Below are 13,466 nucleotides of genomic sequence, written 5' to 3'. Positions count from 1 at the left end.
GTCAGCTCCCGGTCATCTCGTAGCGGTCGACGCCCCGGTGCCAGAGCAGCAGGGCGAGGGCCGCGAGGGCCGCGGTCACCACCGGCAGCCAGGGCAGCAGCTCGGTCCGCCCGAACAGCAGGTAGCAGGCGGGGACGTACGCGGTGAAGGCGTAGGGCAGCAGCCAGGTGAGCAGCCACCGCAGGGACGGGTGGTAGAGGTCGAGGGGGTAGCCGGAGAAGTCGCCGAGCTGGTTGGCGGCGTAGAGGGCCGGGAAGCTGGTGACGGTCCAGAACGAGAGCGCGGCGAAGGCGGTCTTGATCGAGGCGAGGATCAGCGCGCCGCAGATCACCAGCGCCGGGGCGAGCAGGAGTTGCCCGGCGGTGAGGTGCAGGTCCAGGCGGTCGGCGGCGTACCAGGTGATGGCGATGCCGGTGACCAGCTCGCCGAAGCCGTCCGGGTAGAGGAAGCGCTCGGAGAGCAGCGCGAACAGCGGATGGACCGGCCTGATCAGATAGCGGTAGAACTCGCCGGTCTGCACCAGCTTCCGGGCCAGGATCCACAGTTGGTCGGTGAACAGGCGGTCCAGACCGCGTGGCAGCAGCGAGAAGCCGAGCAGGAAGAGCACCTGTTCGTAGGTCCAGCCGGCGATCACCGGGACCTGCTGGAAGACCATGCCGATCACCGCGAGCTGGCAGGTCACCCGCAGCAGCAGGCCGCCCGCGCCGAGCACGAAGTCCATCCGGTACTCGGTCAGCCGGTGCAGGCTGACGGCGCTCAGGTGCCAGGTGAGCCGGGTGTAGCGGGCCGTGGTGGCGAGCAGGCTCATCCGCCGAGCACCTCCACCCGGCGGACGGCGCCGCGCCAGGCGAGCGCGGCCAGCCCGGTCAGGGCGCCGGCCCAGGCGGCCTGGCCGGCCAGGATCCGCAGCGCCTCGGCGGGCCCCTGGTAGTGGCCGAGCAGCAGCCGCAACGGCCCGTCGACCAGCCCCTGGAACGGCAGGGCGTGCGCGACGGCCGCCAGCGGCCCGGGCATCAGCGCGAGCGGGACGACCTGGCCGGCGAAGAACGCGACGGTGCTGTCCTTGACGATCCGGATGCCCCAGATGTTGGTGGTGAGGAAGCCCGCCAGCCCGACCAGGAGGTTCACCCCGAAGCCGATCACCAGGGAGAACACCGTGGAGAGCGCGAACAGCGCCACGCCCGCCCAGGTGGGCGTGCTGAGCGGGAGCAGCAGCGCGTAGAGCAGGACCACCGGGACGGCGACCATGCCGGCGTTGGCCAGCGAGACCGGCAGGCCGGCGGCGAAGCGGGAGAGCGGATAGCTGACGGGGCGCAGCAGCGAGACGGCGATGTCGCCGCGCTGGACCTCCCCGGCCACCTCCTCGTCCACCCGGCTGGTCTGCAGCAGCGCCAGCATCTGGGCGAGCAGGACGTAGGTGGTGAGTTGCGGCAGGTCGTAGCCGCCGGGGAGGGCGCCGCGGTGGCCCGCGTAGACCGCGCGCCACAGGAAGACCTGGAGGCCGACCGCGGTGGTCGCGGTGACCGCGTTGATCAGGAAGGTCGAGCGGTACTGGAGCAGGCCCTGGAGGCTCCCGACGGCGAACGGCGTGTACCGGCGCAGGGCGGCGGCGGCCGTCACACCAGCACCTCCTGCGGCGCGGGGCCGCCGGTGTAGATCCGGCGCAGCACGGACTCCAGGTCGGGCTCCGGGGCGACGCAGTCGGTGAGTTCGAAGTTCTCCAGCAGGAAGCCCATCACCTGCCGGGCGGACCACCGGCGGGCCGGGTACTCGACCCTGATCCGCCCGCCCTCCACCGGCCGGGCCGACACCCCGGGCAGCCGGCGCTCGATCAGCGCGACCGCGAGGGCCGCGGCGGGCCCGCCGTGGTGCTCGAAGACGACGGCCCGGGTGTCGGCGGTACGGAGCAGCTCGTGCATGGTGCCCTGGTGCACGACCTCGCCGCGGTTGACCACCAGGACCTGGTCGCAGATCGCGGTGATGTCGCCGATGTCGTGGCTGGTGAGCATGACGGTGGTGCCGAGCTCCGCGTTGACGTGGTTGACCAGCGCGCGGACGGCCTCCTTCAGCACCAGGTCCAGACCGACGGTCGGCTCGTCCAGGAACACCGCCGCCGGGTCGTGCAGCAGGCTCGCGGCCACCTCCGCGCGCATCCGCTGGCCGAGGCTCAACTGCCGTACCGGGGTGGTACCGAGTGCGTCGAGGTCGAGCAGGTCGCGGTAGAGCGCCATGTTGCGCCGGTACACGGCGTCCGGGATCTCGTGGATCCGGCGCAGGATGCGGAAGGAGTCCGGCACCGGGAGGTCCCACCAGAGCTGGCTGCGCTGGCCGAACACCACACCGATGTTGGCGGCGTTGCGCCGCCGCTCCCGGTACGGCTCCAGGCCGGCCACCAGGCAGCGGCCGGAGGTGGGGCTCATGATGCCGGTCAGCATCTTGACGGTGGTGGACTTGCCGGCGCCGTTGGCGCCGATGTACGCGGCCTTGGTGCCGGCCGGGATCTCGAAGGAGACACCGGAGACGGCCCGCACCAGGCGGTGCTCGCGGCTGAACAGCGTGCCGAGGCTGCCGAGCAGGCCCGGCTTGCGCTCGTAGACCTTGAACTCCTTGACCAGGTTCTCCGCGACGATCACCGGGCGCCCTCCGTGACGCGCTCCAGGGCGCGGTCGAGCAGCGTGACGCCCTCCTCCAGGAGGGCCCGGTCGATGGTGAACGGCGGTGCGAGCCGGATGATGTGGCCGCCGATCGAGGTGCGCAGGCCGAGGTCGAGCGCCGCGAGGTAGACCGCGCGGGCGATCTCGGGCGCGGGCTCCCGGGTCTCCCGGCTGCGCACGAACTCCAGTCCGTGCAGCAGGCCGACGCCCCGGACGTCGCCCAGCACCTCGTAGCGGGACTTCAGTTCGGCCAGCCGGTCGTCCAGCAGCTCGCCCAGGGTGCGGACCTGCGAGATCAGGGTGTCGCGGGCGACCACCTCCAGGGTGGCCCGGGCGGCGGCGATCCCCAGCGGGTTGTTGGCGTAGGTGGACGCGGTGGAGCCGGCCTGCGCCGCGCGCGGGTGGCGCAGCACCGAGGAGCGGCCGGCCAGCGCGGCGAACGGGAACCCGGAGGCCATGCCCTTGGAGAGGGTCACCAGGTCGGGCTCGATGCCGAACCGCTCGGAGGCGAGGAAGCTCCCGGTCCGCCCGCCGCCGGTCAGCACCTCGTCGGCGACCAGCAGGACGCCGTTCTCCCGGGCGCTGTCGGAGATCTGCTCCCAGTAGCCGGGCGGCGGCACGATGACCCCGGCCGCTCCGAGCACCGGCTCGAAGACCAGCGCGGAGACGTTCGGCTTCTCGGTGATGTGCCGCCGCACCAGCGAGGCGCAGCGCACCCCGCAGGACGGGTACTCCAGTTCGAGCGGGCAGCGGTAGCAGTAGGGCGAGTAGCCGAGGATGCTGTTGCCGGCGTGGGCCTGGTTGCCGATGTCCCAGTGCACCAGCATCCTGGCCCCCTGGGTCTTGCCGTGGAAGCCGCCCCGCAGCGCGCCGATCCGGTTGCGGCCGGGTTCGGCGACGGCCTGGACGGCCCGCAGCGCGGCCTCGACGACCTCGGCTCCGGTGGAGAAGAAGCCGTAGGTGTCGAGCTGTTCCGGCAGCAGCCGGGCGAGCAGTTCACACAGCTCGGCGCGGTCGGCGGTGGCGAAGTCGTGGACGTTCCACAGCCGGGCGGCCTGCTCGGTCAGGGCCGCGACGACCTCGGGGTGGCAGTGGCCGAGCGACTGGGTGAGGGTGCCGGCCGCGAGGTCGATGTACTGGTTGCCGTCGAGGTCGGTGAGCACCGCGCCGGCGCCCTCCACGAAGACCCGGCGGCCCAGGGCGGACTCCTCCGACGCGCCCGGGGCCAGTCGGGCACTCTCCCGCGCCAGCAGGTCGAGCTGGCGGGGGCCGGTCATCGGATGCCGTCCAGCGGGCCGATCTCGAAGACCAGCAGCCGGAGTTCGTCGTCCGAGTCGTTGGCGAGCCCGTGCTCGCCGTGCGGGCGGTTGGGGATCACGTCCCCCGCGCGCACCGCGAACTCCTCGCCGTCCAGGGTCATCCGACCCCGCCCGGTGAGGATCACGTAGGTCTCCCGGTCGTCCGCGTGGCGGTGCAGGCCGATGGAGGTGTGCGCGGGCAGCACGACCAGGTCGATGAAGGCGATGCCGGCCGGCTCGTCGGCGCGGTCGAACGCCCGGTGGGCCAGGATCGTGCCGACACCCCCGTGGTCGGAACTCACCGCGCGGAGCAGCCCTTCGTGCAGGTTGGAGACCCTGCTGCGGGTCACGCCGCGGGCCGGTGGCGGTTCGACGGGGCTCATCTCGGTACGGCTCCTGTCACGTGGGCTGGGGAGGGCGTCGGCGCGGGGGCCGGCGGCCGCGAGATCGACGGTCGGCGGGCGACGGTCAGCGGGCGACGGCGAGGGGGCCCGGCAGGCCGCCGGGGCGGACGGCGAGGGCGTCCAGTGCCTCCTCCAGCGCGGCGGCGGGAACGTCCTCCAGGTCGTCGACGAAGACCGCCGAGCCGATCCCGTCCGGCACCACCAGGTGCAGGCGTCGGCCGCGCCGCTCCCAGGAGGCCCGCAGCGCCTGCCCCATCAGCTCGGGCGTACAGGTCTCCGGGTCGTACACCGGGAGGCCGAGGCCGGCGATCAGCCGGACGATCCGCTCGCAGTCGTCGGCGCCGATCAGGCCGAGCACGCGCGCCAGTTGGGCCGAGACGGCCATGTCGATCGCCACCGATTCGCCGTGCGCGACCCGGTAGTCGCCGGCCGTCTCGATCACCGGGCCGAAGGTGTGCCCGAAGTCGACCAGCCGGGCCAGGTCGTGCTCGCGGAGGTTCGGGCAGAGCTCCTCCAGCATCAGTGCCATGGAGGTGCGCAGCACGTAGTCCTCCACGCCGCGCCGGCCGGCGTCGGCGGCGGCCAGCCAGGCGGGCACCGGGTAGGACTGCCGGAAGACCTCGGGGCACTCCTCCAGCACGCGGAAGAGCCGGGCGTCCCTGATGATCGCCATCTTGGCTATCTCACCGAGGCCGCACTTGATCTGACGCTCCGGCAGGGTGTCGAGGAACGCCGGGTCGTTGATCGAGGCGTGCGCCGGGTGGTACGAGCCGAGCATGTTCTTGGTGCCGAGCGCGTTGACGCCGGTCTTGACGCCGACGCCGACGTCCACCTGGCCCACCAGGGTGGTGTTCACCTTGATGTAGCGCACGCCGCGGCAGTAGATCGCCGCCGCGAAGCCCACCAGGTCACAGGTGACGCCGCCGCCGACGGCGAGCATCACACCCCGCCGGTCCAGACCGGCCGCCTTCGCCCGGGCGCAGATCTCCTCGACCGACGCCATGGTCTTCTGCTCCTCGCCACCGCCGATCACCACCACGCTCCAGCTGCCCGGGGCCAGGTGGGCCGCCAGGTACCGGCGTAGCCGGTCCCCGTAGAGCCGCTCGACGGTCGGGCCGAGGAAGGCGACCACCCGGCGGCCCTCGCAGTGCTCGGCGAGCAGCGCGCTGCCCGGTGCGAACACCCCGCTCACGATGTCGACCCGATACGAAGTCCCCTCCGGCGAACGGAGCGTGAAGCCACCGTCGTCGCCACTCACCCCGGGCTCGGCCACTGCTGTCTGCGCCGCCATGACACTCCTCGGATCGGCCGGTCACTCGCCGGACTGACCGTCAACTGCGGTAACGAGTGCAGAGTCAAACAGGTGAGCGACCCGAATAGCAAGGATCTTCAGAAACTTTCAGCAAGTACTTGCAGGCATCGGGGGCCGGTGGAACCATCAGGTCCATGACCGACCCGTGCGCCCCGGACGAGGACGCCGCGGGCCCGCCCCGCCGCCGGGCGCTCCGGCGGGGCACGGCAGCAGGGGCACCGACCACCGGGGCTCCTCACCGGACCTGCCGCCGGCGCGTCCGCCCTGCCGAGCGCCCGACCGGGTGCGGGGCCGGGCCGGGCCGCGCCGGTCCGGGCGCGAGCGGTGCCCCGTCGGAGGGTGCCGGGCGGCGTGCGGCCGCCCGTCGGGAGCGGGGGCGGACCGTCGTACCCGCCGTCCCGGTCACCGCTCACCCTCGACTCCCCCGCGCCGGAGGCCCTGTGGCTCCGCGCACCGCGCCCGGCCGGGGCGACCGGCGCCGGGAGACCAGACCCACCGGGGCTCGTGCCTCCGGTGCCCGATCCACCGTCCACCCAGCCAGCGCCAGCCGAGGAGAGCCACTCATGACCGCACCCACCGCAGCCCCGGCCCGGGCCCGCACACAGCCGGGCTGGTGGCAGGACGCCGTCATCTACCAGGTCTACCCCCGCAGTTTCGCGGACAGCGACGGCGACGGCTGCGGCGATCTCGCCGGCATCCGCAGCCGCCTGGGTTACCTGCGGGAGCTGGGCGTCGACGCCCTGTGGATCTCGCCGTTCTACACCTCGCCGCAGGCCGACGGCGGCTACGACGTGGCCGACTACCGCGCCGTCGATCCGATGTACGGCACGGTCGGGGACGCCGACTCGCTGATCACCGACGCCCACGCACTCGGCCTGCGGGTCGTCGTCGACCTGGTGCCCAACCACTGCTCGGACCAGCACCCCTGGTTCCAGCAGGCCCTGCGCGAGGGCGCCGGCTCACCGCAGCGCGCCCGGTTCCACTTCAGGCCCGGGCGCGGGCGCGGAGGCGAGCAGCCGCCGAACGACTGGGTCTCGCTGTTCGGCGGCCCGGCCTGGACCAGGACGACCGACCCCGACGGCGCACCGGGCGAGTGGTACCTGCACCTGTTCGCCCCCCAGCAGCCCGACCTGAACTGGGACTGCGTCGCCGTCCAGGACGAGTTCCGCTCCGTGCTGCGGTTCTGGCTGGACATGGGCGTGGACGGCTTCCGGGTCGACGTCGCGCACGGCCTGGTCAAAGCCCCCGGCCTGCCCGACCTCGGGCGCAGCGAGCGCCTCGGCCTGCTCGGGGAGCAACTGGTGCCGTACTTCGACCAGGACGGCGTCCACGAGATCTACCGCTCCTGGCGGGCCGTACTGGAGGAGTACCCGGGGAACCGGATCGCGGTGGCGGAGGCGTGGACCAGCACGCTGGACCGTACGGCCCGCTACGTCCGGCCCGGCGAGCTCCACCAGGCCTTCAACTTCAAGTTCCTGAACGCCGCCTGGGACGCCGTACAGCTTCGCGAGCTGGTCACCCTCTCGCTGGAGAGCATGCGCGCCGTCGACGCGCCCACCACCTGGACCCTCTCCAACCACGACGTCGTGCGGCACGCCAGCCGGTACGCCGACGGCGACGCCGCCCGCGGCCTGCGCCGGGCCCGGGCGGCGGCGCTGCTGATGCTCGCCCTGCCCGGCTCCGCCTACCTCTACCAGGGCGAGGAGCTCGGGCTCCCCGAGGTCACCGACCTGCCCGACGAGGTCCGCCAGGACCCGTCCTTCCTGCGCGCCGACGGCGGCCACGGCCTGCGGGACGGCTGCCGGGTGCCACTCCCCTGGTCCGGCGCCGAGGCCCCGTACGGCTTCGGGCCGGTCCCCGGCGGGCCCGCCTGGCTGCCGCAGCCCGAGCAGTGGGCCGCGCTCAGCGTCGAGGCCCAGACCGGTGATCCCCGCTCCGTGCTGGAGCTCTACCGCAGCGCGCTGCGCGTGCGGCGCGACCACCCGGCCCTCGGCGCGGGCCGCTCGGTGGAGTGGCTGGACCTCGCGCCGGGCGTGCTCGCGTTCCGTCGCGAGGCCGACGGGAGCGCGCTGGTCTGCACCGTCAACACCACCGGCGAACCCGTCCGGATCCCGGGAGAGCGGATCGGGGAGCTCCTGCTGTCCTCCGCCGAGCCCCAGGCCGGCCGAACGGGCTCGGACGTCCTGCTTCCCGCCGACAGCACCGCCTGGTGGCAAACGCACTGACCGCACCTCACCGGCCGGCCGCCGTCGCGCGGGCGGCCGGGCGCGCGGCGGCCGGGCAGGCGGTGGGGCAGGCGGTCGGGCAGGCGGTCGGCCGGGCGTGCCCCGAGCGGAGCCTGCGCGCCGAGGAAACGATTCGCCCGGTCGGAGGCTGGCCGACACCGCCGGAGCTTGTCATCGTGGACGGGAGCGGGTGGACCGCAGGCGACCGAGCGGACGGGGCGAGACGATGACCGAGCTGACGGCCGGGCCGGGGACCACCGCGCTGACGGTCGACCAGGTCGTCGGCCGGATGAAGGAGCTCGGAGCGGCGCTGGCGCCGGGCGACGGGGTCGGCGTCTTCAACGGGATGTACCTCACCGTCACCGAGCTGGTCCGCGACCGCCTGGCGGCGACCTGGTTCGACGACCCGGCGGCCGTCGCCATCCTGGACGGGGTGTTCGCCGGCCGCTACCTGGCGGCCGTCGACGCGGTGGCGGCCGGGAGCCGGCCGCCCGCCTGCTGGCGCCCGCTGTTCGAGCTGCGCGGGCACCCCGGCATCCATCCGCTGCAGTTCGCCCTCGCCGGGATGAACGCCCACATCGAGCACGACCTGCCGCTGGCGGTGGTGGACACCTGCCGGACGCTCGGCCGGGAGCCGCTGGACATCGCGGCCGACTACCGGCGGGTCAACGGGCTGCTGGCCGACGTGGAGGCGCAGGTCCGGACGGCGCTGCTGCCCGTCCCGGAGCCGCTCGACGCGGCCGACCCCCTGCTGCACCTCTGCGGGGTCTGGTCGGTGGACCGGGCACGGGAGGCCGCCTGGGCGAGCGTCCTCGCGCTCTGGCGGCTGCGGACGGTGCCACTCGCGTACGCGGCGGCGGCCACGGCACTCGACGGCTCGGTCGGACTGGTCGGCCGCGCCCTGCTGACACCGCTGGGCCCACGCATGCGGGCCGGCGTGCCCCCCGTCGCGGGGAGCGGGCCGGCCCGGGGCGCTGCGGGAGGTCAGGCCCAGCTGGAGTGCAGCGGCTTGCCCTCGGCGTAGCCGGCCGCGCTCTGGATGCCGACGACGGCCTTCTCGCGGAACTCCTCCAGGCTGTTGGCGCCCGCGTAGGTGCAGGAGCTGCGCACGCCCGCGACGATCGAGTCGATCAGGTCCTCGACGCCCGGACGGGCCGGGTCCAGGAACATCCGCGAGGTGGAGATGCCCTCCTCGAACAGCGCCTTGCGGGCGCGGTCGTAGGCCGACTCCTCGGAGGTGCGGTTGCGCACGGCGCGCGCGGAGGCCATCCCGAAGCTCTCCTTGTACTGGCGGCCGTCGGCGGTGGTCTGCAGGTCGCCGGGCGACTCGTAGGTACCGGCGAACCAGGAGCCGATCATCACGTTGGACGCGCCGGCGGCCAGCGCCATCGCGACGTCGCGCGGGTGCCGGACGCCGCCGTCGGCCCAGACGTGCTTGCCCAGGCGGCGGGCCTCGGCGGCGCACTCCAGGACGGCGGAGAACTGCGGGCGCCCGACGCCGGTCATCATCCGGGTGGTGCACATCGCGCCCGGGCCGACCCCGACCTTGAGGATGTCGGCGCCGGCCTCGACCAGGTCACGGACGCCGGCGGCGGAGACCACGTTGCCGGCCACGATCGGGATCCGCGGGTCCAGGCCGCGCACGGCGCGCAGCGCGCTGATCATCGACTCCTGGTGGCCGTGCGCGGTGTCGACCACCAGCACGTCGGCGCCGGCCTCGACGAGCGCCTTGGCCTTGCCCGCCACGTCGCCGTTGATGCCGACGGTGGCGGCGATCCGCAGCTTGCCCGCGGCGTCCACCGCCGGGGTGTAGAGGGTGGCGCGCAGCGCGTTCTTGCGGGTCAGGATGCCGACCAGGCGGCCGTCCGCGTCGATCACCGGGGCGAGCTTGCGGTGGCCCTCGTTGAGCTTCTCGAACGCGGCGCGCGGGTCGATGCCCTCCTCCAGGAGCAGCAGGTCGCGGGACATCACCTCGCTCACGCTGGTGAAGCGGTCCACGCCCTGGCAGTCGGAGTCGGTGACGACGCCGACCGGCCTGCCGTCCTCGACCACGACCAGCGCGTTGTGCGCGCGCTTGTGGATGAGCGACAGTGCCTCGGCGACGGTCGCGCCGGGCGCGAGGGTGATGGCGGTGTCGTGCACCAGGTGACGCTGCTTGACCCAGCCGATGACGTCGGAGATGACCTCGGTCGGGATGTCCTGCGGGATGGCGACCAGGCCGCCGCGGCGGGCCACGGTCTCGGCCATCCGGCGGCCGGCGATGGCGGTCATGTTGGCGACGACCAGCGGGATGGTCGTCCCGGTGCCGTCGTTCGAGGAGAGGTCGACGCCCTGCCGGGAGCCCACGGCGGAGCGGCTGGGGACCATGAAGACGTCGTCGTACGTGAGGTCGTACGGCACCGAGTTGCGGTCGTCGTAGCTGCCGGTCTGGGGGTTCAAGAAGCGCATGGAATAGGGCTCTCTGGCTTTGGGAGGGTAGACCTCGGGTGCGGTTAGGGCCGGCCGGCCGAGCGCACTCGGGCGCCCCGCACCCAACCGTCAATAGTTGCCGATACCCCGTGCGAACGCCAGTTCACCCGTATTCCCTGAAGGTCCGCACAAGCCGGGAGCGGGACGACCGGCCCAGCCTGTACGAACCTCCAATCGAGCCTTCGAAAATCACCCGCCGCCGGTCCCGACGGCTCTGTTAGGGTCGCCGGAGCCGGCCGCGGGACTCCGGCGCGACTTCCGGAACGCGCCTGTAAAGCAATGATTCGCAGTTCGCGCCCCCATTCCCCGGCCGGCCTCCGCAGCGACCAGGGGGACGGCCACCGATGCCCACCGACGAATCGCCCGGCGACCTCGTGGCCGCCGACGACGTCCTGCTCTTCGTCAACGCGGCGATCACCGCCACCGGGCAGCGCGAGTTCCACTCGGCGGCCGCCGAGCAGCGACTCTCCCTCGACTTCCTGCACGCCTACATCCTCGGCAACTACCGCGACCTGTACGCGGCCGTGCTGGCGCTCGACATCAACGACCACAACGCGGCCCTGATCATCCGGGGCCTGCTGGAGAGCGCGGGCGACGCCACCACCGCCCAGCGCCGCTCCGAGGGCCGGCTGATCGCCCGCCGGCTCGCCCTGCTCCCGCCGCCGCGCGTGTACCGGCTGATCCGCGCCCTGCGGACGGCCAGGGTCAACAACCGGCGCACCCGGGCGATCGTCCGCGACTGGATCGCCGCCCGGCCGGACCCGGCACTCGACGCCGTCAAGTACCGCCCCGGGCTCAAGGCCGCGCTGCGGCACGCGCACCTCTCCCCGCCCACCGAGGAGCTGGGCACCTTCCTGTTCCGCCCGGCAGGGCAGGCGCACTTCGCGACCCCGCTGCTGGACGCCTGGCGCCGCGCGCACTACGAGCAGCGCGCCCTCTACGAGCTGCCCTACAGCGTCGCCGAGGGTTTCGCCGCCCGGCACGGCGTCGACCGGGGCGCGTTCCTGCGGAAGATCGCACCCCGGATGACCCGGCTGGAACAACTGCGCCTTCAGGAGTCCGCACGCGAGGTCGGCGCCGACGCCGTCCGCACCGACCTCGCCCGGATGCCGCTGACCCGGCTCGCCGGGTACGTCCTCGGCCTGCCCGTCGACGCCCGGGTGCGCCGGCGCGCCGAGCTGACCGGCGCACTGCGCACCGCCGCCCGGCGCGTGGCCGGGCCGCACCTGGGCACGTGGGGGCGGGTCGCCGCCGTGCTGGACGACAGCTTCTCCACCGCCGGCTCCGGGCAGAAGCGGCGCCGCCCGCTCACCGCCGCCCTCGCCTCGCACCACCTGCTGGAGGCGCTCGCCGCCGAGTACACCCCGCTGTGGACGTCCGGGCGCACCGACGCCCTGCTCGCGTACCCGTACGGCCCGACGCCGCTCGGCCTGCGGATCCTCGACGCGCTCGACACCGCCCCCGACCGGCTGCTGATCGTCTCCGACGGCTGGGACAACGCCCCGCCCGGCCTGGCCGCCGAGGTGCTGCGGATCTGGCGCACCCGCCTCGACCCGCAGGGCCGCACCCGGGTCGTCCACCTCAACCCGGTGTACGACCCGGAGGACTTCGACGTCCGTCGGCTCGCCCCGACCATACCGACCGCGGGCCTGCGCGACGCCGAGGACCTCCCCACCCTGGTCGAGCTCGCCGGCTTCGCCGAGGGCCGCACCGGTCTGGCGGAGCTGACGGCCTATCTGGACGCGCGGACCCGTGCCTTCCTGGCCGGGCCCGGCCCCGCCGCCGCCGTACCGACCCTCCTGGAGGGCACCCCGTGACCGGCCTGGAGCTCGACGGCCTGAACCTCACCGGCCTGCGGACCGGGCCCGCCCAGCTCTGGGGCGCCGTCCGGCTCGTCCCGCTGCTGCGCGAGGAGCCGGTCACCGACCTGCGCCTGCATCGGCGTGCCTACGGCGACGGCCCCGTCCTCGTCCGCACCGACGCCCGCACCGGGTACCACACCTCCTACCTCCCGCACGGCTTCGTCGCCGACTGGAGCGGCGACGGCAGCCCGGTGGCCGCGTACGGCACCCAGCTGTCGGACGGCGGCCCGGGCGCCCCGGACTTCGTACCGCTACGGATCCACCACCGGCTCGCGAAGCGCGAGAGCCGCACCAGGCTGCGCTTCCTGCCGCTGCACCTGGCGCTGGAGGGCTACCTCTCGCTGCACTTCGGCGGCCCGTCCGTCGTCTGGGAGGAGTGGTCGCAGCAAGCCGTGCGGCGCGGGCTCTCGCCGCGCGCCGAGGAGGCGTACAGCGGGGCGCAGGTCCGCGGACTGGCGGACGCGCTACGGCTGTTCGAGATCCACCCCGGGCAGTGCGGTGTGCTGCTGTACGTCTCCGACGCGCTCGCCTCGGCCTTCGTCGTCCCGCACCCCGACGACTACCGCACGCTGCACACCACCCTCGTCCAGGACCTCTACGGCGAGCTGGTGCACCACTACGCGACGCTGATGCTCCCGCTGCCCGACTTCCGCGCCCGGATCCCCGGCGCCGGCATCCGCTCGCTCGCGGACCTGCGGGCGGCGGCGCTGCGCCAGGAGGAGGAGTGGGCGCGGTTCCACGACTCCACGATGGCCGCCGGGCTGCTCGCCGGGGGCCACCGCTCGACGCGGGTCCGGCGGCTGGGCCGGTTCACGCTCGAACGACACCTGCCCGCCTTCCGGTTGAAGGAGGAGAACCACATCGGCGAGACGATCACCGACGAGCACGGCCGGACCGCCTACCTGAAGACCTTCCGCCTCTCGGAGAACCAGACCCGGCGCGGCCACCTGCTGGACCGGCTCGCCGCCCACGACTGGCACCCGGCGACGACCGCGACGGCGCTCGGCATCACCGAGGCCCAGCTCGGCCTGCGGCTGGAGGCGGCGGGCTTCGGGTACCTGCTGCGCCAGGACGTCCTGGACCGGTACCGCAGGCAGGCCGGAGCGGGCCAGGGCACCCGGGGCGCCGGACGCTGAGCCGGGCAGCTGATCATCCCGGCGGGTTTCGCCTCCCCGTCGCCCGGCCCAGTAGACTCCGCCCGGTAACCGGGCGGGGAAAGCGAGCAAGGAAGCAGTGACGGGC

11 protein-coding genes are annotated in these 13,466 nt (G+C 73.8%); 4 read left to right on the top strand and 7 right to left on the bottom strand.

The features are described from left to right. Position 1: 1 nt before the first annotated feature. From OG823_RS29155 to OG823_RS29130, 6 genes are all read right to left on the bottom strand, one after another. The gene (locus OG823_RS29155; protein WP_371483077.1) at positions 2 to 808 is read right to left on the bottom strand and encodes an ABC transporter permease; all 807 of its coding nucleotides are present in this window, start codon (positions 806 to 808) and stop codon (positions 2 to 4) included. Next, positions 805 to 1,620: an ABC transporter permease gene (locus OG823_RS29150; protein WP_371483076.1), complete on the bottom strand. Its 816-nt coding sequence runs from the start codon at positions 1,618 to 1,620 to the stop codon at positions 805 to 807. Before OG823_RS29150 ends, OG823_RS29155 begins: the two co-directional genes overlap by 4 nt. Then, positions 1,617 to 2,633, bottom strand: coding sequence for an ATP-binding cassette domain-containing protein (locus OG823_RS29145; protein ID WP_371483075.1), 1,017 nt, complete (start codon positions 2,631 to 2,633; stop codon positions 1,617 to 1,619). The genes OG823_RS29150 and OG823_RS29145 overlap by 4 nt, the downstream gene beginning before the upstream one ends. Continuing rightward, positions 2,630 to 3,931: an aspartate aminotransferase family protein gene (locus tag OG823_RS29140; protein ID WP_371483074.1), complete on the bottom strand. Its 1,302-nt coding sequence runs from the start codon at positions 3,929 to 3,931 to the stop codon at positions 2,630 to 2,632. The genes OG823_RS29145 and OG823_RS29140 overlap by 4 nt, the downstream gene beginning before the upstream one ends. Continuing rightward, a complete protein-coding gene (locus OG823_RS29135; RefSeq protein WP_371483073.1) occupies positions 3,928 to 4,335 on the bottom strand; it encodes a cupin domain-containing protein in 408 nt (135 codons plus the stop codon). The genes OG823_RS29140 and OG823_RS29135 overlap by 4 nt, the downstream gene beginning before the upstream one ends. Positions 4,336 to 4,420: 85 nt before the next feature. Further along, complete coding sequence (locus OG823_RS29130; RefSeq protein WP_371483072.1) at positions 4,421 to 5,647, bottom strand: sedoheptulose 7-phosphate cyclase; 1,227 nt, start codon at positions 5,645 to 5,647, stop codon at positions 4,421 to 4,423. Positions 5,648 to 6,231: 584 nt separating this feature from the next. Between OG823_RS29130 and OG823_RS29125 the strand changes: the two genes are divergently transcribed. After that, on the top strand, positions 6,232 to 7,893 hold the full coding sequence (locus OG823_RS29125; RefSeq protein ID WP_371483071.1) for a glycoside hydrolase family 13 protein: 1,662 nt from the start codon (positions 6,232 to 6,234) through the stop codon (positions 7,891 to 7,893). 226 nt (positions 7,894 to 8,119) lie between these two features. Beyond that, positions 8,120 to 8,917, top strand: a complete 798-nt coding sequence (locus OG823_RS29120) for a DUF5995 family protein (protein ID WP_371483070.1) — start codon at positions 8,120 to 8,122, stop codon at positions 8,915 to 8,917. On the opposite strand, the gene OG823_RS29115 is transcribed toward OG823_RS29120, so the two are convergent. Next, positions 8,878 to 10,341: a GuaB1 family IMP dehydrogenase-related protein gene (locus OG823_RS29115; protein WP_371483069.1), complete on the bottom strand. Its 1,464-nt coding sequence runs from the start codon at positions 10,339 to 10,341 to the stop codon at positions 8,878 to 8,880. The two genes, OG823_RS29120 and OG823_RS29115, sit on opposite strands and share 40 nt — an antisense overlap. 365 nt (positions 10,342 to 10,706) lie before the next feature. Here OG823_RS29115 and OG823_RS29110 point away from each other — a divergent pair, with 365 nt between their 5' ends. Further along, complete coding sequence (locus tag OG823_RS29110) at positions 10,707 to 12,179, top strand: hypothetical protein (protein WP_371483068.1); 1,473 nt, start codon at positions 10,707 to 10,709, stop codon at positions 12,177 to 12,179. Then, complete coding sequence (locus tag OG823_RS29105) at positions 12,176 to 13,360, top strand: hypothetical protein (protein WP_371483067.1); 1,185 nt, start codon at positions 12,176 to 12,178, stop codon at positions 13,358 to 13,360. Before OG823_RS29110 ends, OG823_RS29105 begins: the two co-directional genes overlap by 4 nt. Positions 13,361 to 13,466 lie beyond the last annotated feature (106 nt).

It is taken from the genome of Kitasatospora sp. NBC_00315, assembly GCF_041435095.1.
In the GTDB taxonomy this organism is placed as follows: Bacteria; Actinomycetota; Actinomycetes; order Streptomycetales; family Streptomycetaceae; genus Kitasatospora.
This window is presented reverse-complemented; position numbering and strand designations above follow the sequence as displayed.